Genomic DNA, 22,048 nt, shown 5'->3' with positions numbered 1-22,048 from the left:
CTCTCCCGCAAGCCCATGCTCGTGAGAGACGCGAAGGATGCGAAAGACCCGAAGGAGTCGAACCTCGATGGACCAGCCCGTACGACGCCACGGCGCCCGTTTCACCGGACGCACGGCCGTGGTCACCGGAGCGGCCTCCGGCATCGGAGCCGCCACGGCCGTACGCCTCGCCGAGGAGGGAGCAGCCGTCGTGCTCGCCGATATCGCCGAGGAACAGGGCGAGTCGGTGGCCGAGCGGATCGGGAAGGACGGCGGGCGGGCGCGGTTCGTGGCCGCCGATGTCGCGGCCGAGGACGACTGGGCGCGGATCGTCGGCGCCGCGCACACCTTCGGGCCCGTCGACGTCCTCGTCAGCAACGCCTTCACCGTCGACGTCACGCCCGCCCACATGATGACCCTGCCGTCCTGGCAGCGGCAGCTCGACGTCAACCTGACCGGCAGCTTCCTCGGGTTCCGGGCGATGCTGCCCGACTTGGAGGAGCGGCGGGGCGCGGTGGTGCTGACCTCGTCCGTGCACGCCCACAAGGGCCTCCCCGGGCATCCCGCCTACGCCGCCGCCAAGGGCGCGTTGCTCTCCCTCTGCAGCCAACTCGCCGTCGAGTACGGGCCAGTCGTACGCGTCAACGCCGTCGTGCCGGGACCGATACTGACCGCCGCCTGGGACCGGGTGGCGCCCGAGGAACGGGAACGCAGCATCGCCGAGACGGCCGTACGCCGCTTCGGCACGCCTGAGGAAGTGGCCGCGGCCATCGCGTTCCTCAGCGCCGACGAAGCCTCCTACATCACCGGGACGAGTCTCGTGGTGGACGGCGGCTGGAGCGTCGTCAAGGCCTCCGCATGACCACGCTCCCCAACCAGCAGAAAGGCTGTACGACATGACGCCCTATGCCCGTCGAGGCGTCCACGGCCAGACCGTGGAACTCCTCGCCCGCCGCATCCTGGGCGGTGAGATCGCCGAAGGGGCCACGCTCGATCTCGTGGCGCTGCAGAGCGAGTTGGACGTGAGCCTGACCGCCTTGCGTGAGTCGCTCAAGGTGCTCGCGGCGAAGGGGATGGTCGACGCCCGGCAGCGGCGCGGCACCTTCGTACGCCCCCGTGCCGAGTGGAACCTGCTGGACGCCGACGTTCTGCGCTGGCAGTTCGAGGGCGCCTCCACTTCGGAGTCCGACCGGGCGCTGTTGCACAACCTCGCCGAGGTGCGCGCCATCATCGAACCCGCCGCCGTACGCCTGGCCGCCCAGCGCCGAACCGACGCGGACCTGGCCGCACTTGACGGCGCCCTCGACGCGATGGGGGAGCAGGGCAGCGACGCCGCCCACGCCGTCGAGGCCGACCTCGCCTTCCACCGCGCCCTGCTCGCCGCCACCCACAACGAACTCCTCGAACGCATGGAGATGGTGATCGAGTCCGGCCTCGCGCACCGCGACCGGATCGTGCACAGCGCCCCGCACAGCGAGGACCCCGTCCCGGCCCACCGAGCCGTCCTGGACGCCGTACGCGACCGGGACCCGCAGGCCGCCGAGGCCGCGATGCGCGCCCTGCTCGACCAGGCAGGCCGCGACCTGGACCGCCTGGACGACTCCGAAGAAGAGGGTTCCCACGTGGACTCCGCACAGGACTCCGAAGAAACGGAAGGCTCCCGGTCTCAGTGAAGATCACCCGTGTCGAGACCTTCCTCGTCCCGCCCCGCTGGCTGTTCTGCCGCGTCGAGACCGACGAGGGCGTGGTCGGCTGGGGCGAACCGGTCGTCGAAGGGCGCGCCGAGGTCGTCCGCGCCGCCGTCGACGTCCTGGCCGAACACCTCGTCGGCCAGGACCCGTTGCGCATCCAGGACCACTGGCAGGTCATGTCCAAGGGCGGCTTCTACCGGGGCGGCCCGATCCTCTCCAGCGCCGTCGCCGGCCTCGACCAGGCGTTGTGGGACATCGCCGGGAAGACCTACGGCGCCCCTGTGCACGCCCTGTTGGGCGGTCCCGTGCGCGACCGCGTCCGGGTCTACGCCTGGGTCGGCGGCGACGAGCCCGCCCAGCTTCGCGAGCAGATAGCCGCCCAGGTCGAGGCCGGTTTCACCGCCGTGAAGATGAACGCGGCCGGAGCCACCTCACCGATCCCCACTCCCGCCGAGACCGCCGCGATCGTCGCCCGCGTGGCCGCCGCCCGTGAGGCACTCGGCCCCGACCGCGATGTCGCCGTCGACTTCCACGGCCGCTTCACCGCCGCCGGAGCCCGCCGCGTCCTCGCCGAACTCGCCCCGCTGCACCCGCTGTTCGTCGAGGAACCCGTCCTGCCCGAGCACGGCCGTCAACTCGCCGACCTGGTCGCGTCGAGCCCGGTACCGCTCGCCACCGGTGAACGCCTCTACGGACGCGCCGAGTTCCTGCCCGTACTCACCGCGGGCATCGCCGTCGCCCAGCCCGATCTGTCCCACGCCGGCGGCATCTCGGAGGTCCACCGCATCGCCTCCCTCGCGGAGGCCTACGGCGCCCAACTCGCCCCGCACTGCCCGCTCGGCCCGATCGCCTTGGCGGCCAGCCTGCAAGTCGCCTTCGCCACCCCCAACTTCCTCATCCAGGAACAGAGTCGGGGCATCCACTACAACAAGGACGCCGACCTGCTCTCCTACCTCGTCGATCCGGCGCCGTTCAGGTTCGTCGACGGCCACGCGTTGCGCGGCGACGCCCCCGGCCTCGGCATCACGATCGACGAGGCCGCCGTACGCGCCGCCGACCGCACCGGTCATGCCTGGCGCAATCCCGTGTGGCGGCACCCCGACGGCTCCTTCGCGGAGTGGTGACCGTGCCGCTGGACATCGTCATCGACCGTGCCCACGGCGGGCGTTGGACCTCGCTGCGCACCACGGGAACGGGACGCGAATGGCTGTGGCGGCGTGCCGCGCCCGAGCGGGACAACGTTTCCCCCGGCGACACCTTCGTGGACGCGGGCGGGCTGGAGGAGTGCATACCGACTGTGCGCGGCGCTCCCGACCACGGGGACGCCTGGTCAAGACCCTGGAAGCGCGCGGGAGTTGCGGATGTCCTCGACTGCGACCGCTTCACCTTGGCGCGGACGGTGCGTGCCACCGCCGATGGGGCCGTGGCCGACTATGTCCTCTCGGCTGACGCGGGCTTCCGGTTCGTATGGGCCGCCCATGCTCTGCTGGACCTCTCCGACCGTGCGTTTCTGCGCATCCGCGACGGAGCGCGCACGCGGCTGTTCCCGGAGGCGGAGCCGCTGTTGGAGCGGGCGTGGCCGGACGGTGCCTCGTGGGTGGAAGGTGACTGGCCCGCACCGTGCGGACTGCGCCTGGACCGGTTCGGTCCGGACGACGGCACCGCCGTAGGAGCCGTCGTGGACGCTTCCCGCTGCTGCGTCCACGACCGGGCCGACCGCCTCTCGTTCGCCCTCGAAGCCGACGGACAGCCCGTGTCCATCGCGCTGTGGCGCAACCTGTGCGGCTTTCCCGCCCAACACCCCTACCGCAGCACGGGCGTTGAACCGATGCTCGGCCGCGTCTTCGACCTCGCCGAGGCGGGTCCCGATGACGCCGCTCGGGTACCCGCATCGGGCGAAGCGCGGTGGCGACTGACGCTGACCGCGAACTGCCGTTGTGCCTGAACCGGCCTGCACAGGAAGGGAATTCGTCACATGGATCTGCGAGCGGCCCTCGCCGCACACCGCCTCGTCGCGATCATCCGCGGCACCGATCCCGAGGCCGCTGTGCGCACCGTACTGACCCTCGCCGAGGAAGGCGTCGAACTGATCGAGGTCTCCCTCACCGGTACGGACGCCCTGTCCGTCATCGAGCGGGCGCGCAAGGAACTCGGCCCCGACCGGCCGCTCGGCGCCGGTACGGTCCTGAGCGCCGAAGACGCCCGCGCCGCCCATCGGGCCGGCGCGAACTTCGCCGTCACCCCCGCACTGGGAGACGGCATCCGCGAGGCGCACCGGCTCGAACTACCGGTGATCGCCGGGGTGTTGACCCCCACCGAGATCCTCACCGCACGCCCCCTCGGTGTCGCCGCGCTGAAGATCTTCCCGGCCGCGGAGGCCGGCGGTCCCGCCTATCTCAAGGCATTGCGCGGACCGTTCCCGCACGAGGCGTTCGTACCCGTGGGCGGTGTCGACGAGTTGGCCGCGCGGGAGTACCTGAACGCCGGAGCGACAGCCGTCGGCGTCGGCTCGCCCCTGGTCGGCGACGCGGCCGACGGCGGCAGCCTGACCGCGCTGCGCGCCCGAACTCGCGCGCTGCTGACCGTCGTAGAGGAAGCCTCGTCCGCGCGGGAGACGTCATGACGAACGGATGGCAGGCGGCCGGAGGCGGGGTCGTCTGTATCGGGGAGACCATGGCGGCCCTTGCCCCCGCCCCGTCCTCGTCGCTGGAGTACGCCGACGATCTGCGGGTGTCGGTGGCCGGGGCGGAGTCGAACGTGGCCATGTATCTGGCGGATCTCGGGGTTCCCGTCTCGTGGCTCTCGGCGGTGGGCGACGACCCGTTGGGGCGGCGCGTGCTCGCGGAGGTCGGGGCCGCGGGGGTCGATGTCAGCGGTGTGCGGTGTGATCCGGAGCGGCCCACGGGGCTGCTCGTGAAGGAGCCGAACGGTTCGCGGACCCGGGTCCACTACTACCGGGACAACTCGGCGGCCTCGGCGATGGGCCCCGACGTACTGGACGACGACAGGCTGCGATCGGCCGCCGTCCTCCATCTCACGGGCGTGACACCGGCGTTGTCCCCGTCCTGCCGAAACCTGGTGGCCACCGCGCTCACCGTCCCGGCCGCTGAACGCCCGTACGCCATCAGCTTCGACGTCAACCACCGCCCCGCGCTGTGGCCGCCCGGTACGGCCGCCGCCGTGCTGGCCGACCTGGCCGACCTGGCCGACATCACCTTCGTCGGGCTCGACGAGGCGCGGGAGTTGTGGGGCGCGGAGCTCCAACCGGCCGACGTGCGGGCGCTGTTGCCGCATCCGCGCCTGCTCGTCGTCAAGGACGGCGGCCATTCCGCCATCGCTTTCAGCGACGATGGCGTACGGACCGTGCCCGCGCTGGACACGGATGTGGTGGAACCCGTCGGTGCAGGTGACGCGTTCGCGGCCGGAGTTCTGACCGGTCTGCTGCGCGGGGACGGCATAGAGCGTGCGCTGCGGTTGGGACACATCACGGCGGCATCCGCCCTCAAAGTGACCGCCGATCACGGGCCCCTGCCGGACAGCACGCGAATCGAGTGGCTTCTTGAGCTTCCGGCGAGCGAGTGGGCGGCCGGGGCCGGGAGCAGTGTCTGTGGGTGACCAGGTGCATCGCGCGCGGTCAGGGATTGAGCGACGCGGTGACCCCGCCCGACCCAGGAGGAACGGGTACGGCGTCGGTGGCGTTGGGGGTCGGTGACACCGAGGGACGGTTCGCGGGCCTGACCGGTGTCTCCCGGACCTCGTGCAGCGCCACGAACAGGACGCCGATCACCGCGGCGGCCACGACGAGCAGTGCGACGGCGCTACGGCGCACGGGATGGAGGGCCGGGAGCCGGAACAGCCGGGGACGACTGGTCGGCGGGGCCGGGGGACGCAGCGCGTGCAGGTCGACGGAGTCGGCCCGGGCGCGCAGGGCGTTGCGCAGCCGTTCTTCGAGGGGGTCCGGAGGGAGGCCGGGACCGAGGTCCTGCTCGATCATTGGAACGCCTCCGGGGTCACACGTGTCGTCATCGGGACGCCTCCAACTCTCGGCGCAGGGCGGCCAGTGCGCGGCTCGCGGTGGACTTGACCGCGCCGCGGGACAGGCTCAGGGTGTCGGCGATCTGGGCCTCGCTGAGATGGGACCAGTACCGCAGGACCAGCACTTCACGTTGCCGCCGGGTCAGCCGGTGCAGGGCGGCGATCACTTCTCCGTGTTTCTCGCGCAGCAGCACGGGTTCCTCGGCGGACGGGGCGTGCCCTTCGCGCTCGGGAACGTGAGCCCGTACCGTACGGCGGCGGCGCAGGACCGAGCGCGAGGTGTTGACCACGCTGGTGCGCAGATACGCGTCGGGGTTGTCGAGGCCGGTCAGGCGCTCGCCGTGGCGGCGGTAGAGCGCGGCGAAGACGTCCTGCACGACGTCCTCCGCCGTGGGGAGATCGTCCACCAGGAGCAGCGCCAGGCGGACGAGGGGCAGCCGGCGGTGGGCGTACAGCTCGTCGATACCGGGTTCACCGAGGTCGGCGGCGACGGCCGGTGCGTCCGGCGCCACCGGGAGGTCCTCGCGCGGCTGCGACACCCCGCGCAGCAGGTGCCGTAGCGCCCGTCGCAGTGCGTCCGCCCAGGTGCGCGCCGGGAAACGTAAGGGCTGGTGTCCGCCCGTTGGCATGCCGTAGGCCGGGGTGGTTGCCGCGTTCATGGATCTCCAGGACTGCAAGGTCTTCGTACACGCGCCCGGATTCACCGGACGGGCGGTGGAGCCGCCGGGCTGGTACCCGGCGGCTCCGCCTCGGCGCGGGCCGCCGAATGGGCCCGTGGCCGATCAGCGGCGCTCAGCCGCGTCCGACTGTTCCGTCACCGCTTCGCGGGTGCGGGCTTGGCGTCCCTGGCGGAGTGGTCCGGGGCGGTGTCCTTCCCGTCGGGTGTCGCCTCGACCGGGTCGCCGACGTTCGGGCCCGGGTCCACGCACTCGCCGCCGGGCACCGCGTCGACCGGGTCCTCGCTCGTGGTCGTGTACGTCACCTGGTTGTCCTTGACGGTGTTGTCGGCCCCGTTCGGCACCGCCTCGACCGGCTCCGGGCACAGCTCGGTGTACGTCACCTGGGTGGGCACCGGCTTGGGCTCGGACGCTGAGTTGTCGGCGTGGGCGGTGAAGGAGCCGCCGATGGCGAGCGCGGCGGCGGCGCCGGTGACGCCAAGGGCGATCCGTACCCGGCCGGCGCGGAGGCTTCGGCGGACGGTCTGACCTGCGGACATGTGATTCCTCGAATCGTCGATGCTGACGGGACTGGCGGGCCGCCGCCACGGCTGGCTTCCCGTGGCGAAGGCCCTGGCTCGGAGGCGCCTCCACCCGGACAGACGTTCCGAGGGCATCGAGGTTGCAGGTCGGAGGAATCTTTTCCACGGGGCGTGCGGGACGGAGCTCAGGGGTCTGCCTGACGGCCCTTACATGTCCAGGACGATGTCCGTGCCGGGCCGCGCGCAGCAGATCAGGATCTCTCCGTCGGCCGGTGGCTCCAGCGGGTCGGGGGAGTAGGTGATCGTGCCGGACAGCAGGGGTGTGACGCAGGTGTGGCAGACGCCGGTGCGGCAGCTCCAGCGGGTGGGTACGTCGCAGGCGTCGGCGAGGTCGAGCACACTGCCTTTGTTGTCGGCGTCGAACGGGACGGCGATACCGCTGCGGGCGAAGGTCACCAGCGGGCCGGTGCCGGGTGTACCCGGGGGCTGGTGCGGTGCGCGGGCGGGGTGGTCGGTGAGGCCGGGGTTGATGGCGCCCAGCGTTCCGAACAACTCGGTGTGGATGCGTTCGGGGTCGATGCCGGCCTCGGTGAGGGCCCGCCGCATGTCGGTCATGAAGGGGGCGGGGCCGCAGATGTACGCGGTCGCGTCGGAGGGGATCGACAGCGCGATCAACTTGTCCTTCGTCAGGCGTCCCGGGGTGGCGTGGGCGCGCTGCAGTTCCTCGGGTGTGGCCGCGCTGTAGAAGACGTGCTCATACGCGTTCGGCAGCGAGGTGATCAGGTCGTGTGCCTCGGCGGCGAGGGGGTGTTCGCGGGGTCCGCGGGCGCCGTGGATCCACCAGACCTCACGCTTGCTGCCCTGCGCGGCGAGCTGGTGCAGCATCGACAGCACCGGCGTGAGACCGATACCGGCGGAGACGAGGAGCACCGGTCCGCTGTCCTCGGCGTACACGAACTCCCCACGGGGCGCGGCGACTTCGAGGACGGCGCCGGGTCGTAGCCGGGTGGTGAGGTAGCCGCTCGCGGTGCCGTGGGGCTCGTGTTTGACGCTGATCCGGTAACTGCCGGCGTCGGGCGCGGCGGACAGCGAGTAGCTGCGCACCGGGGCCGGGCCCGTCGTAGTGGGGATGCGCAGGGTCAGGTACTGGCCCGCGCGGGCGGCCGGGAGCGGGGAGTCGTCCTCGGCGGTCAGCCGGATCGAGGTGACCGTGGTGCTCTCGGGGACCACGTCCGTGACCCGCAGCGCGCGGAATCCGGCCCAGGCCGGGCGGGCGGCGGTCGTCAAGTCATCGGCGGCGGCGAGCAGTTCACGGAACGACCCCTGCCAGCCGGGGCTCAGCGCGGGCACGTCCAGGGCGATGCGCAGCTTGGCGGGGTCGCGGCCGGGGAGGTAGAGCAGTGCGTCCGTGTCGGCGACGCTCAGCTCACCGGGACCGGTCCTGGTCCGTACGATCCGGTCGCCGGCCTGAACGTGCCCCTCCCGCACGACCCGCATGTAGAACCCGGGCCGGTGATGGCTCACCAGCAGCGCGGCCAGCTCGGGTTCGCCGAAGCGCATGCCGACGCGGTAGCAGGTGACGCGCGGCTGGGTGACCTCGAACTCGGCCTCGCCGATGCGGTACCGGTCGCCGATGCAGACCTCGTCGTCGAGCAGGCCGTCCACGGTGAGGTTCTCGCCGAACTGGCCGTAGCCGAGGTCGTCGCGGCCGAAGTGCCGCTGCCAGTGCCGGTACGACTGGATCTGGTAGACGAGCACGGCCCGCTGCTCACCGCCGTGGCCCGCGGTGTCGCCCTGGCCGTCGCCGTCGATGTTCAGTCGGCGGACCATCGCCGGGCCGACCACCGGGTACTTCCATACGCCCGTATAGACAGTCTTGCCCTGCCAGGGAACGTCCTTCGGCATGCCGACATTCACCGACAGCAGGGTGGGCATCGGAGCGCTCCTTCCCACGGGGACGACCGGGTACGGTCGCGCCGGTCGAGGCCCCGAGACGGCAGTCGTCTCCTCCCATACTGAGGGTGCGGCCGCCGCCGTGCGAGACCGCACCCTCTACGTATCGGTCTAGTTCGGTGCTGTGATCCGGAGCCTGATCGTGCGGGACTCCGGGCGCAGCGCGAACTCGGGCCACACGTCCGGGCCGCAGGCCCGTGATCCGAGCCCGTGCTGGGCGGCGTCGACGAACAGTCGGCTCGTCGTCGATTCCGGCAGCTCGTAGGGGTGCCCGGCCTTGGCGATCTCCTGCGGGGTGTGCCGGCTGAGCGTGAAGCCGGGACGGCGACCGTGCGTGTCGGGGAGCGCCTCGATGTGCAGGACCGCGGTGTCTCCGCTGGTCAGGGCCAGTCGGCGCAGTTCGGAGCGGTGACCGGTCTCCTGGGGGCGCGCGTAGTCGACCGAGAGATCGCCGATGGAGGCGGCGAAGCGCCCGGTGCGGGCCGCGCGCACGCTGTCGGGGTAGGACTCCAGCGGGCCGAGGCCGAACCACTCGGCGCCGTCGACCGGAGCCGTGCCGTCGGGCAGGTCGAAGCGCACCCCGATCCGCGGCCACACCGTCTGCCAGCCGTGCGAGGGCTGGATCTCGACCCGCAGCTCGACTTCGCCGTCGCTCTCCCGCGACCAGACGGACTCCACCAGCACCGACAGGCCGGAGTCGGCGGCCGAGACCTTGTCGACCGTCCGCAGCGCGTCCGCGCTCTGCTGCACCGACACCCGGCGCGAGGTCAGCCGGTCGAGCCCGTCACGAAGCCACAACTCGGCGTTGGACACCCCGGAGACGCTCGCGTCACTCTCGTCGACCTCGCCCCACGCGCCCTTGTCGTTGTCGGTCGGCGCCCGGAACAGCTCCAACCGCGGTCCCGCTACGGCGCGTTCGCCCAGCCTGACGAGAGACCCGCCGACGAACTCGGCGCCGCCGAGCGTGAGTGTCCCGTCGCCGGGCCGCCAGTCGAACCGGCCTCGGCCGGCCGGGACGGGACGGCGAACCGATCGGTCCAGCTGGGCAGTTGCGACGACATGACCCTCGGGCGCCCAAGGGGTTGCCGTCGCCAGCACCGCGTCGATCGTCAGCCAGGTCTCGGTGTCCGGCGACACCGGAACCGCCGGCAACGACACCCGCCCCGAATCGCCTGCCGCGACGAACGGGACCTCCAACTCCCCTGATTCCACGGGGACTCCGTCGTGCTCGACCCGCCAGCGGAAGCGCAGGTCGGACGTGTCGGTCGTATGCCGGAGGTTGGTGATCGCGACCTTGTCGCCGTCGAAGGCGAAGTGCACCGGCGCCACGACAGCCTTGAACTCGTGGAGGCTCGGCGTCGGCATGTCGTCGCTCAACACCATGCCGTCCATCACGAAGTTCCCGTCGTGGATGACCTCGCCGAAGTCGCCGCCGTACGCGTAGTACGGCGTCCCGTCCGGGGTCGTGGTCAGGATGCCGTGGTCGCGCCACTCCCACACGAACCCGCCGTGCAGGCGCGGGTGTTGGCGCACCAGTGCCTCGTACTGGTCGAACGCGCCCGGTCCGTTGCCCATCGCGTGCGCGTACTCGCACAGCAGGAACGGCCTGGTGCGCTGCCGGGCGCCTTGCGCGGGCGTGCAGTTGAGCAGCGGGGCGCGGGAACCGTCGGTGCCGATCTGCTCGGTCTCCAGCACGGACGCGTACATGCGCGAGTAGACGTCGGTGTACTCGCCGGTGTAGTCGCCCTCGTAGTGCACGGGGCGTTCGGCGTCGCGGGCGTGGACCCAGGCCGACATGGCGGCGAGGTTGCTGCCGGTGCCCGCCTCGTTGCCGAGCGACCAGATCACGATGCTGGGGTGGTTCTTGTCCCGCTCCACCGTGCGCTCGATGCGGTCGAGGTACGCCTCGCGCCAGGCCGGGTCGTCACTGGGGTTGCCGACCCAGTCGACCTTGCCGAAGCCGTGCGTCTCCAGATCGCATTCCAGGATGACCCAGAACCCGAGCTCGTCGGCGAGATCGAGCAGCCGGGGGTGCGGCGGGTAGTGGCTGGTGCGGATCGCGTTCACGTTGAACCGCTTCATCAGCGCCAGGTCCTCGCGGGCGTGCGCCTCGTCGAAGACCCGGCCGCGCTCCGGGTGGGTCTCGTGCCGGTTCACCCCGTGGAACACGACCCGGCGCCCGTTGACCAGGAACTGGTCCCCGCGGATCTCGACCGTACGGAAACCCACCCGCAGCGAGACGGTCTCCGTGGCCGTCGACACCGTGGCGTCGTACAGGCGGGGCAACTCGGCCGACCAGGGCTCGACTTCGGCGATGTCCACGGGAGCCACGTCGTCCGGCGTCGCCCAGACCTGCTCGACGCCGAGTTCGGGAACGCGCAGGGTGACCGGGAACGCCGTGGCGTCCGCGACGACCTCAGCCTCGACGCGCCCGCGCCCGTCGTCGAAACCGGCCCGCAGCCAGACGTCCTCGATGCCGCCGGCCGGGCGGGCGGTCAGAGTCACATCGCGGAAGACGCCCGGCAGCCACCACTGGTCCTGGTCCTCGACATAACTGGCCGCCGACCACTGGTGCACGCGTACGGCGACGACGTTCTCACCAGGGCGTACGGCGTCGGTCACATCGAATTCGTGGGCGAGCCGGCTGCCGCTCGCGCCGCCGATCCCGACGCCGTTGACCCACACGCGGAACAGCGACTCGACACCGTCGAAGCGCAGGACGACCCGCTCGGCGTCGGACCAGTCGGCGGGGACGTCGAAGGTGCGGCGGTAGTCGCCGGTCGGGTTCTCGTCCGGGACGTGCGGCGGATCGATCGGGAACGGGAACTGGATGTTCGTGTAGATCGGGCGGCCGTAGGCGCCGTCGCCCTCAAGCACCCAGTGGGCGGGCACGGGGATGTTGTCCCAGGCGTTGTCGTCGAAGCCGTCGGCCGTGAAGTCCTCCGCCGCCGACGCCGTGGGGGACAGGCGGAAACGCCAGGACCCGTTCAGGGAAAGGGACTTCGCGTCGGAGTGCAGCCACGAGCGCGCCGGGCGCAGGGCGCCATGTCCGGGTGCGAGGTCGGAAACCTGGGGGGAGAACTCGGGAAGCAAGAGGTCACAACGCTTTCGTGAGGGCGGAACGGGTGCATTGCATTCGATCATGGCGGCCTACCGGAGCACGACGGTGCGGATCTCCCAGGGGCCGAGGGCGAGTTCGAGCCCGTCCTGGACCTGGGTGCGGGAGATCGTCCGGCCCAGCAGATCGATGGTGACGGCCTCGGCGAACGCCCCCGTCACGCGGACCGTCGACCCGGTGTCGCTCATCGCGGTCAGCCGAACCTCGGTGCCGGGCCCGTGCTCGGCGTCGGTGACACGGCGGACGGCCGAGACGAGGACGTCCTTGCCGCCTACGCGCAACCCGGCTGTGTCGGGCGGCAGTTGATGCCCGGCGGGGGCGGTTCCGCGAGTGACCAGTACGTCGTTGCGGAACTCCTCGGCGAGAGCCACGGCGTTTGCACCGCGCCAGCCGGTCGTGGAGGGTACGACGGCGAACCGGTTCTCGATCCGCATCCCGAGGTCCTGCGCACCGGGTACGGGGATCTCGCTCGCCGCTGGTTCGTCGCGCAAGGGGTGGATGTTGACACTGATCGAGCCGATCGCGCGCAGCAGCGTGACGGCCAGTTCGGAGCCGTCGCCGACGAGTTCGTACTCGCTGGAGTGGTCGAGCAGGACGGTGGCGGCACCGGCCGACACGAACGAACCGGCCGGGAAGGTCGGCAGCGGGAACTCGCCCCAGCCTCCCTCGGCCGTCAACCCGCGCTCGGTGACGGCGAATTGACCGGCCGACGCGGAGGCGGTCACCGGCTGGGGCAGCGGTACGTGGAAGCGCAGCCGGTGGTCGGCGGACTGGTTGAGGAAGGACGTGGAGACCCGCACGAACGACTCGCCCGCACGCACCTCCACAAGCGTCTCCACCGGCGTCGGCACGGTCTGCTCACCGCGCACATCGCGGTCGGTGGAGAGCGCGGCCGGCCACGCGTAGATGCGGGTGACCCGCAGTCGCGCACGCAACGGGCCGTTCTCGACGACCTCGACGGCGATCTCCGTCGGCTCCGACACGAGGACGTCGTGCGCCGGGGGAGCGTAGTTGTAGCTGTCCCCCCGGTCACCCCCGTCGACGAGCCGTCCGACTCCGTACAGCACGGTGCCGTCAGGCCCGGTCAGATCCAGGGTGCCGTCGGCGGCGACCGCGACCTCGACCAGGCCGTTGGAGAGCGTGCGGTCGGTCGCCGTGGCGGGCGCGTGCGACGGTACGGCGGGGGTGGCGGCCTCGGTCGGCTCGACCCGGAAGGACGCCAGCCCGGAGGCGGGAACGTTCACAGGCACGAGCGCGGTGGCCCGGGCCTCCTCCAGGGTCAACACCCGCCACTCACCCGGATGTTGGGCGGCTGCCTCGGCGACCTCGCGGCGCAGGATCAGCAGGTCGAAGGGGCCGCTGGTCGGCACCTCCGCGAGATGGAACACCAGGGCACCGGGGGTGAGTTCGTAGTGGTCGATCTGGCGGCCGAAGAGTTCGCGGCGGTGGATACGGTGCAGGACGCGCTCGACCTGCGAGGCGTCCATGCGCTCGTCGCTGAGGACGGTCGGGGCCTCGGAGATCAGCTGCACGGGGGCCGTCGTACCGGCGGCGGCGGTCGCGACGAGCGCGGTTCCCTCCGGCGGGGCCATGACGTCCACCTCGACCAGTACCGAGCGGTCGAACGGCAGCGGGTTGGCGACCAAGTAGCCGTCGCTCGGGACCAGTTCGGAGGGCTCGGTGAGCGCCGCGTCCCGTACGGCACGCGCTGTCTGTGCGGCTTCGGCGAGGCGGGCGGCGACCTGGTCGCAGGTCTCGTCGGTGCCGGAGCCGACGACCGAGTCGTGCGCTGTCGACTCGATGATCTTGTGCCAGGCGAGATCGAGGAACGGCGAGTCGTCGCGCCGGGACCACAGGGCGTTCATGCGCTCGGCGTGGTCGATCATGCGCTCGGCAATGGCCATGCGCTGCTTGAGCCCGAGCCGCACCGAGAGCACGCCCGGGAGGATGTTGCCTCGAACATGGCTGCGCAACTCGCCGGTGACGACGGCGGACACCTCGTCCCGGATGTGCTTTCGGAGGTACTCGTCCAGGGTGGCGATGGTGATCGCGCGGCCCTCGGCGGCGGCCTGCCGCAGCCAGGAGGCGAGTTGGGGATCGGGCGCGTTGTGGTCGGTGCCGGCCATCGCCAACACCGGGTCGCCGCACCAGCGTTCGGCCGTCATCTCCGCGTAGTCGCCGAGCGCGCGGCCGATCCGGTCGGGTACCAGCAGGACGTCGAGGCCGTTGTCGTAGCCGTCGAAGAGGAACTCGGTACGGACCTGGGAGCCGTCCGGCGCACGCCAGTTGAAGGCGTGGCCGTCGACGGACCCGGGCACTCCGCGCCAGAGCGCCGCGTGTTCAATGCCGGCGCGCGCCAGGATCTGCGGCATCTGCGCGACGTGGCCGAACATGTCCGGCAGATAGCCGATCGGCATCGCGCCGCCCAGCTCGGCCGCCGCCGCCCAACCCATCTGGAGATTGCGCACGATGGTCTCGCCGGAGCAGAGGAACTCGTCGAGCAGGATCAGCCACGGACCGACCGCGAGCCGCCCCTCGGCGACCAGGGCCGCGACCCGCTCGCGGTTCTCCGGCCGCATTTCCAAGTAGTCCTCGATCGCGGCCATTTGGCCGTCGACGGTGAACCGGAAGTCCGGGTCCGTCTCCGCCGTCTCCAGCACGGTGTCGAGAGCGGCGACGAGCCGGTGCCGGAACACCTGGAAGGGCTCGTACCACTCCCGGTCCCAGTGGAAGTGGGGCACGAACACAGCGGGATTGGGCATCGCGAGAGGCACCTTCTGTGCGGGGACGGTCACTTGAGGGAACCGGCGGCGAGTCCGGTGCGCCAGAACCGCTGGAGCAGGATGAACACGATGATCACGGGCACGATCGACACCAACGAGCCGGTGATCACGGACTCCTGGAGCAACGGGGCGCGGGCGGTCTGGCCGTTCCACTCGTACAGGCCGAGCGTGATCGGGAAGAGGGACTCCTTCTGCAGCATCACCATCGGCAGGAAGAAGTTGTTCCAGATCGCGACGAACTGGAACAGGAAGATCGTCACCAGCGACGGCGTCATCAGCTTGAACGCCACCGAGAAGAACGTGCGGAACTCACCTGCGCCGTCCAGCCGCGCCGACTCCAACAGCTCCTGCGGGACAGCGGCGTTGGCGAAGATCCGCGCGAGATAGACGCCGAACGGGCTGACGATGCTGGGCAGGAACACCGCGAAGTACGTGTTGACGATGCCCGTCGCCGAGAACAGCAGGAACAGCGGGAGCGCCAGCGCGGTGGTCGGGACGAGGACGCCGCCGAGGATGACCGAGAACAGGAACTCCCGCCCCCGGAAACGGAACTTGGCGAGCGCGTACCCGCACAGCGCGGAGATCAGCGTTCCCACGAGCGCGCCGAACACCGCGTAGATCACGGTGTTGACGATCCACTTGCCGAAGATGCCGTCGCTGCGGCTGAACAGGACCCGCAGGTTCTCGAACAGGTTGAAGTGCGAGAAGGCCAGGCCGTTGGTGGCGGCGAGGTCGCCCTGTGGCTTGGTGGCGGCGACGATCAGGAAGTAGATCGGCAGCAGGAAGTAGATCGCCAGGAGGAGCATCAGGGCCATCGCGGCCGTACGGCTGACCTGGCTCTCACGGTTCACGGAACGCCTGCCCGCGGAACTGTTGGTGGTGGATCGGTTGTTCACAGGCCGGCCCTCTTCGACGTCAGTCGCATGAACCCGAAGCTCAGGACGAAGGTGATGACGGCGATGACCACGGAGATCGCCGCGGCCTGCTGGTAGTTGTTCCCGGAGGCCACCGCGTAGGCGAGCATGTTCGGCGTGAACGTGCTGGAGATGTTCGAGGAGATCTGCCGCAGCACGGCCGGCTCGGCGTAGAGCTGGAGCGTGCCGATGATCGAGAACACCGTGGTGAGGACGATCGACGGGGCGATGATCGGGACCTTGATCCGCCAGGCGATGGCCCAGTTGCTGGCGCCGTCGAGCTTTGCGGCCTCGTACAGCTCCTGCGGGATCGACTGCAGCGCCGAGAACATGATGAGCATGTTGTAGCCGGTCCACAGCCACGTGGAGATGTTCGCCGCCGACCACAGCACGGCACCCGGGCCCAGGAAGTCGGGCTTGAGCCCCATGTCGTTCAACAGGTCGACGACGGGGCTGAGTTGGGGCGAGTAGAGGTACGACCACATGATCGCGGCGATCACACCGGGCACGGCGTACGGCATGAACGCGGTGATGCGGAAGACCGATTTGAGCTTCAGCAGGGGAGTGTCGAGAAGCAGCGCGATGACCAGCGCGACGAACAGCATCACCGGCACCTGCACGATGCCGAACAGGCCGATGCGGCCGACGCTGGACCAGAACTCGCTGTTCTGGAGCACCTTTTCGTACTGGTCGAAGCCGCCGAACGTCGTGTACGAGGTGCCGTACTGGCCGCCGGTGCGGCGCACGACGCGGACGCTCTGCCACAGCGCGTAGCCGACCGGGACCAGGTAGAAGAGCACGAACGGGAGGAAGAACGGGATCACGAACGCGAAGATGGTGCCCGCCCGGGGGCCGCCGCCGTTGAGACGGCGACGGCCCCCGGGTGACTGCACCACGCGCGTCGCGCGCGTTGCGATGTCGGTCATTGCGCGGTCACTTGCCCGCCGCGGCCGGGATCGCCTGGTCCTTCATGGACTTCAGCGCGGCTGCCTGCGCCGTCGTCAGCGCGTCGTAGAGCGTGCCGTCACCGGCCGCCGCCTTGGCCATCGCGTCCTGCAGCGCGAGGTTCACCGTCTTCTGGGTGGGACCCCAGGCGAAGCTGGTGTTGATCTTCTTGGACGAGTCGGCGAAGACGTCGAAGATCTTCTCGTTGTCGTAGTACGGAACTCCCTTGGACAGCGCGGGCAGTTGGAGCCCCGCGTTCGCCGCCGGGTAGAGGCCGCCCAGCTGGTTCTCCAGCGCGAGGGCCTCCGGGTCGGTGTTCAGCCAGGTGTTGAACTTGACCGACTCGTAGAGGTGCTTGCTGCCCTTCATGAACGCGACGGTCGAGCCGCCCCAGTCACCGGACGCGCCGTTCGAACCCCACGTCGGCATCGGGACGATCGTCCACTTGCCGGACTGCTTGGGGAGGTTGTCGCGGAACATGCTGTAGCCCCAGGCGGCGCCGACGTAACTGGCGATCTGGTCCTGCTGGTACGCGGCGTACATCTGCGTCGAACCGTTGGCGAGGTCGGTGCGCACGAGCTTGCCGGCGATCAGCTTCTGCCAGTAGTCGGCGACCTGCTTGCTCTGCTCCGACGCGACGGTGACCTGCCACTTGTTGTCGGAGTAGCTGTACATCTGCGAGTTGTTCTGCCAGAGGAGCCCGTTGAACCACTCGGCGTTGTTCGGGTCGAAGAACGTGATGTCGAGCTTGGAGTCCGCCTTGTGCAGCTCGGCCGCGGCGGCCGCGTACTCGTCCCACGTCTTCGGGATCGCGATGCCGTACTTCTTGAAGATGTCACTGCGGACGTAGAGGGCCATCGGGCCGGTGTCCTGCGGCAGGGCGAAGACGCCGGTGTTGCCGAAGCTGGTCTGCGACCAGGTCCACGGCACGAACTTCGACTTGGCCGCGGTGGCCGCCGAGCAGGCCGAGGCGTCCACGAACGCGCTCTGGGTGCGCAGGTTGGGCAACTCGTCGTAGCCGACCTGGGCCAGGTCCGGCGCCTTGCCCGCCTTGAGGGCGTTGCTGAGGATGCCGTACTGGTCGTTGGAGATGTTCTTCGTCGAGACCTGGATGTTCGGGTTCTTCTTGTTCCACAGGGCGACGACCTTGTCCATGCCCGGAACGGTGTTCCAGTACTGGAGGGTGACCTTGCCCTTGGAGGGCGCGCAGGAGGCCGCGGATGTCTTCGTCGACGGCGAGGACGACGAGCATCCGGCGAGTACGGCGACACTGGCGGCCACGGCTACGGCGCCGAGGCGGATGCGCGTGATTGTGCTGCTCATGGTTTCCGTTCCAGACAACGACTAGCGGCGGTGCTAGGCGGCTCGATGCTGATCCCGAGGGCGGGATGCCTTCTGGGTGGAAGGGACGTGGGCACACCATTTCTCCGAGGTCTAAGAGCGTCCCGTGAGCGCTCCCGTGAGCGCTCACGGGACTGCCTGCAAATAGACCTCGACATGCATTTTGGAATGTTCGGAAGTCTGCGCTCCGGTGCGGGGGAGTGTCAAGACATTCGAGTCGGACGGGTATCGGTCGGGTTAAGCGGAGCCGCTCAACCGCAGCTCGGCGCGCACGACGAGGTCGTCGGCCGCGAGTGCGTCGAGTCCCGCCAGCAGCCGCGCGACCTGCTCGATGGCGAGGGCGCCGAGCCGGCGGGTGTCGAGGGCGACGCTGGTGAGCGGGGGCTCGACGAGCGCCCCGAGCTGCAGACCGTCGAAGCCGATCACCGCCAGCTCCTGCGGGATGCTTCTGCCGAGCCGGCGGGCCTCGCGCAGGGCGCCGATCGCGATGATGTCGTTGAACGTGAACACGGCGGTGACGTCGGGATGGTCGGTGAGCAGTTCCCTGAGCGCCGATCCGCCGCCGTCGGCCGTCTGGTCCGCGGGGACCATCAGGCCGGCCTCGATTCCGTGGGCCGCCGCGGCGGTCGTGAACCACTCGTACCGGATGCTCGGTTCGGCCCGGGTGTGATGGTCCAGCATGCCGATCCGGGTGTGTCCCTGGGCGACCAGGTGGGCGACCGCAGCGTGCACACCCTCCGCGCCGTCGATCTGGATCGCGCTGAACCGTGTGCGCTGCTCCCGGCCGATCAGCACCACCGGCATACCGCGCGTGAACTTCTCCAACTCGCTCTCGGGACAGCTGAAGTAGCCGATGACCGCGTCCACTTGGGAGCTGATCACCTGGAGCGTGCCGAGCTCCTCCTCCGCCCGGTCCCCGGTGTCGTACACGACGACCTGCCAGCCACGGGTCCTGGCCGCCTCCAGCGCGGCGGCCGCGACCTCGGTGAAGAACGGGTTGAGCAGATCGGGGATCACCAGCCCGATGGTCATCGTGTCCTGCCGGACCAGACCCCGGGCGAACCGGCTCGGCCGGTAACCGAGCGCGCGGGCCGCGTCGAGCACCCGCTGTTTGGTGACGCTGTCGATCTCGTCCTTGTCGTTCAGCGCCCGTGACACCGTCTGCCGGGACACCCCGGCCGACTTGGCGACGTCATTGATCGTGATTTTCCGGGGTTCCGTCCCCGTTGCCGACGGCACCACCATCGCCCACCTCCCGCTTCTCGCGAACGCCGGTGCGCGCGCAGAGCCCGAGTATGCATGTACGAGGGCGGCCGTACGAAGCCACGACCGGAAGCCGGGGGACGATCGCGCGGGTGTCGCGCTACCGGGACGGCATCACGACCGGAGCCTGAGCGAGCGCCGGAACACTGGTGGGATCGTCGAGCAGGGCGTCACGGCAGGCCTGGAACGCGCCGCGCAGCGTGGCCTCGCCGCCGAGGACGCCGAAGGTGATCAGCGGCTGCATGTCGGGCGCCAGGGCACGGCGTCCGGCGAGTCGCGCCTCCAGACCGGGCATGAGCCAGGAGGCCCAGGTGGCGAGGTATCCGCCGAGGATGATCTCGCCCGCGTCGGTGACACCGGACACGCCGAGGACGGCAGCGCCCAGCGCGTGCCCGGCGGCGCCGAGCGCGGCGACCGCGTCCGGATCGCCCGCGCGCAGCCGTCGGTCCAGCTCGGCCAGCGCGGCTTCACCGCCCTCCGACTCGGCTACTGCGTCCAACCCGGCCGCGTGGATGAGGGGTTCGGGGCCGATGTACGTGGCCAGGCAACCCCGGGTGCCACAACGGCAGTCGGGACCGTCGAGGGAGATCGGCAGATGCCCGATCTCACCCGCCATGCCGTGACTCCCGCTGTGCACACGGCCGTTGACGAGCAGCCCGCCGCCCACACCGGTGTCGGCCTTGATGTAGGCGACCGTGTCGGGGTGCTCGACGCAGTCGGCCGCGAGGGCGTGGTACTCGGCCAGCGCCGCCATGTTCGCGTCGTTCACCACGTCAACAGGGCAGTCCAGCAAGGGGAGTTCGGCGGCGACGAGGGCGCGCAGATCGGTGCTGTGCCAGCCGAAGTCGATGGCGGCGGCGACCAGTTGGGAGGGCCCGACTACCGGTCCGGCCATCGCCACGGCGAGTTGGGCGAGATGAGCGTGCGGCGCCGCGTCCCGAACCGCTGCCTCGGCCGACCGCACCACGCAGCCGATGACCGCGGCCAGGGCGCGCGGATCGCCGTACGGCGCGTGGTGGGGCGCCGACTCGCGGTGCAGAACGCGGCCTTGGAAGTCCGCCGCCATCACGTGCACGGACTCCAGACTCACCTGCGCGGCGAGGACGACCACGCGCTCGGGCACCAGTCGCAGCAGACGCCGGGGGCGGCCTCGCCCGGCGGCCGGCACCGACCCCGCCTCGGCGACCAGCCCGCGGTCGATCAGCTCCGTGACCAGCGCGGTGACGGTGGCGTGCACCAGTCCGGTGCCGGCGGCCACCTCGGTACGGGCGCACGGACCGTGGGCGTCGAGGTACCGCAGTACGAGGGCCAGATTGCGGCGTCGTACGTCGGCGGAGTCGGCGGGGGCGTTCACGCAGACGATTGTGCCCCCGCGAGAAGGGACCGGGTCAAGGTGGCCAAGATATTATTTTTCGAGCCTTGAAATAAATAAATCCACGTGGCCATACTCCCGGCACCGGCAACGGTGCCGGTCCGTCCCCGTGGAGGCGTCCTTGTCCGCTTCGACCTCTTCCGCCCCCGCCACCGCCCGAACGGACGACACCCTGGGCAGCTCCCAGGTGAACGTCCTGATGTGGTCGATGGGCGCGGGATTCGCCGCTCTCTACACCGCTTACGCCGGTCTCGTCGTGGTTCTGCTCCCCGCTCAGATCCAGAACCTCGACGCCGCCGCGAAGGAATCGAACCTCGCCCTGGTGACGATGACCTCCTCCATCGTCACGCTCTTCGCCCAGCCGATCATCGGCGCCATCTCCGACCGCACGCGCGGCCGCCTGGGCCGCCGCACCCCGTGGATGCTGTTCGGCGCCGTCGGTTCGACCCTCTCCCTGCTGGCCATCTCGCACGCCACCACCCTGCTCTGGCTCACGCTGATGTGGGTCGCCGTCCAGGTGCTGCTGAACGTCGTCCAGGCCCCGCTCACCGCCGTCATGGCCGACCGCGTCGCCCCGCGCCGGTTCGGCATCGTCTCCGCCTTCGTCGGCCTCGGCTCCAACCTCGGCGCCACGCTCGGCGTGATCGTCGCCGCCCGCTACGCCGGTCAACTCGGCCTGGGATACGGCGTGATCGCCGCGATCGTCCTGGTGGTCGTGCTCGCGTTCGTCCTGCTCAACCGGGACCGGACCCGCCCCGAGCCGCCGGAGCCCTTCTCCTGGCGGGAGTTCCTCACCGGCTTCTGGGTGTCGCCGCGCCAACACCCCGACTTCGCCTGGGCGTTCGTGGCCCGCATGACGTTCATCCTCGGCTACTGGGGCGTCGCCACCTACCAGCGCTACGCCCTCCAGGACTACGTCGGCCTCGACGCCGACGCCGTGGACAGCGCCCAGCAGCTGATGTCCGTGCTCGCCCTCGTCGGCACCCTCGCCGGTGCGATCCCGGCGGCGAAGATCTCCGACCGCACCGGCCGCCGCAAGATCTTCGTGGTCGGCGCGTCGGTCCTGCTCGCCCTGTCCATGGCCATCCCGCTGGTCAGCCCCACACTCCCCGCGATGTACGCCTATGCGCTGGTCAGCGGCATGGGATTCGGTACGTACATGTCGCTGGACATGGCCTTGATGACCGAGGTCCTGCCCAAGGGCGCGGCGGCCGGCAAGGACCTGGGCATCCTCAACATCGCCACCAACGTGCCGCAGGCCCTGGGACCGATCATCGCCTCCGTGCTCATCACCTCGTTCGCCGCGGGCTCCGACAAACTCCCCGGCTACCGCGTCCTGTTCGCCTTCGCCATGGCCGTCGTACTGATCAGCGCGCTGGCCATCCGCCCGATCAAGGGCGTCAAATAACGGACGAAGTATCGCCCCCCATACTCCGACCCCCCCACCTCCACAAGG

The 22,048-nt window shown here is 70.3% G+C and carries 18 protein-coding genes; 7 read left to right on the top strand and 11 right to left on the bottom strand.

All coding sequences use genetic code 11. The features are described 5' to 3' along the window. The first annotated feature begins 67 nt into the window (after positions 1–67). The 6 genes from OG504_RS04850 to OG504_RS04825 are packed head-to-tail and all read left to right on the top strand — an operon-like array spanning position 68 to position 5,285. A complete protein-coding gene (locus tag OG504_RS04850) occupies positions 68–841 on the top strand; it encodes an SDR family NAD(P)-dependent oxidoreductase (protein ID WP_405988564.1) in 774 nt (257 codons plus the stop codon). Positions 842–875: 34 nt separating this feature from the next. Further along, entirely contained in the window at positions 876–1,652 is a 777-nt protein-coding gene (locus tag OG504_RS04845; RefSeq protein WP_405988563.1) for a FadR/GntR family transcriptional regulator, read from the top strand. Further along, on the top strand, positions 1,649–2,794 hold the full coding sequence (gene dgoD / locus OG504_RS04840; protein ID WP_405988562.1) for a galactonate dehydratase: 1,146 nt from the start codon (positions 1,649–1,651) through the stop codon (positions 2,792–2,794). Before OG504_RS04845 ends, dgoD begins: the two co-directional genes overlap by 4 nt. After that, entirely contained in the window at positions 2,791–3,615 is an 825-nt protein-coding gene (locus tag OG504_RS04835) for a hypothetical protein (protein WP_405988561.1), read from the top strand. Before dgoD ends, OG504_RS04835 begins: the two co-directional genes overlap by 4 nt. A 30-nt stretch (positions 3,616–3,645) precedes the next feature. After that, positions 3,646–4,293: a bifunctional 4-hydroxy-2-oxoglutarate aldolase/2-dehydro-3-deoxy-phosphogluconate aldolase gene (locus tag OG504_RS04830; RefSeq protein ID WP_405988560.1), complete on the top strand. Its 648-nt coding sequence runs from the start codon at positions 3,646–3,648 to the stop codon at positions 4,291–4,293. Continuing rightward, complete coding sequence (locus tag OG504_RS04825) at positions 4,290–5,285, top strand: sugar kinase (RefSeq protein ID WP_405988559.1); 996 nt, start codon at positions 4,290–4,292, stop codon at positions 5,283–5,285. The genes OG504_RS04830 and OG504_RS04825 overlap by 4 nt, the downstream gene beginning before the upstream one ends. Positions 5,286–5,304: 19 nt before the next feature. Here OG504_RS04825 and OG504_RS04820 read toward each other — a convergent pair whose 3' ends face one another. The 11 genes from OG504_RS04820 to OG504_RS04770 form a co-directional block, all read right to left on the bottom strand. Further along, a complete protein-coding gene (locus tag OG504_RS04820; RefSeq protein ID WP_405988558.1) occupies positions 5,305–5,664 on the bottom strand; it encodes a hypothetical protein in 360 nt (119 codons plus the stop codon). 28 nt (positions 5,665–5,692) lie between these two features. Continuing rightward, complete coding sequence (locus OG504_RS04815; protein ID WP_405988557.1) at positions 5,693–6,364, bottom strand: SigE family RNA polymerase sigma factor; 672 nt, start codon at positions 6,362–6,364, stop codon at positions 5,693–5,695. Between the two features lie 155 nt (positions 6,365–6,519). After that, the gene (locus tag OG504_RS04810; RefSeq protein ID WP_405988556.1) at positions 6,520–6,921 is read right to left on the bottom strand and encodes a hypothetical protein; all 402 of its coding nucleotides are present in this window, start codon (positions 6,919–6,921) and stop codon (positions 6,520–6,522) included. Between the two features lie 189 nt (positions 6,922–7,110). Then, the gene (locus OG504_RS04805) at positions 7,111–8,838 is read right to left on the bottom strand and encodes an MOSC domain-containing protein (protein WP_405988555.1); all 1,728 of its coding nucleotides are present in this window, start codon (positions 8,836–8,838) and stop codon (positions 7,111–7,113) included. A gap of 129 nt (positions 8,839–8,967) precedes the next feature. Next, on the bottom strand, positions 8,968–11,949 hold the full coding sequence (locus OG504_RS04800; protein WP_405988554.1) for a glycoside hydrolase family 2 TIM barrel-domain containing protein: 2,982 nt from the start codon (positions 11,947–11,949) through the stop codon (positions 8,968–8,970). A gap of 57 nt (positions 11,950–12,006) precedes the next feature. Next, positions 12,007–14,736 (bottom strand): alpha-mannosidase, encoded by a 2,730-nt coding sequence (locus OG504_RS04795; RefSeq protein ID WP_405988553.1) that lies wholly within the window; start codon positions 14,734–14,736, stop codon positions 12,007–12,009. Between the two features lie 29 nt (positions 14,737–14,765). Beyond that, the gene (locus tag OG504_RS04790; RefSeq protein WP_405996253.1) at positions 14,766–15,572 is read right to left on the bottom strand and encodes a carbohydrate ABC transporter permease; all 807 of its coding nucleotides are present in this window, start codon (positions 15,570–15,572) and stop codon (positions 14,766–14,768) included. A 77-nt stretch (positions 15,573–15,649) separates the two neighbouring features. Then, positions 15,650–16,597, bottom strand: coding sequence for a carbohydrate ABC transporter permease (locus OG504_RS04785; protein ID WP_405988552.1), 948 nt, complete (start codon positions 16,595–16,597; stop codon positions 15,650–15,652). A gap of 7 nt (positions 16,598–16,604) precedes the next feature. Next, positions 16,605–17,939: an ABC transporter substrate-binding protein gene (locus OG504_RS04780; protein ID WP_405988551.1), complete on the bottom strand. Its 1,335-nt coding sequence runs from the start codon at positions 17,937–17,939 to the stop codon at positions 16,605–16,607. A 255-nt stretch (positions 17,940–18,194) separates the two neighbouring features. Then, complete coding sequence (locus OG504_RS04775; RefSeq protein WP_405988550.1) at positions 18,195–19,202, bottom strand: LacI family DNA-binding transcriptional regulator; 1,008 nt, start codon at positions 19,200–19,202, stop codon at positions 18,195–18,197. 118 nt (positions 19,203–19,320) lie between these two features. Then, positions 19,321–20,574 carry an ROK family protein gene (locus tag OG504_RS04770; protein ID WP_405988549.1) on the bottom strand — a complete coding sequence of 418 codons (1,254 nt, stop codon included), beginning with the start codon at positions 20,572–20,574 and terminating at the stop codon, positions 19,321–19,323. A 139-nt stretch (positions 20,575–20,713) separates the two neighbouring features. On the opposite strand from OG504_RS04770, the gene OG504_RS04765 reads away from it, so the two are divergent. Then, positions 20,714–22,000, top strand: coding sequence for an MFS transporter (locus tag OG504_RS04765; RefSeq protein WP_405988548.1), 1,287 nt, complete (start codon positions 20,714–20,716; stop codon positions 21,998–22,000). Positions 22,001–22,048 lie beyond the last annotated feature (48 nt).

Source organism: Streptomyces sp. NBC_00986, from assembly GCF_045162565.1.
In the GTDB taxonomy this organism is placed as follows: Bacteria; Actinomycetota; Actinomycetes; order Streptomycetales; family Streptomycetaceae; genus Streptomyces.
The sequence above is the reverse complement of the archived record's forward strand: the minus strand, read 5'-3'. Positions and strand labels throughout refer to the sequence as shown.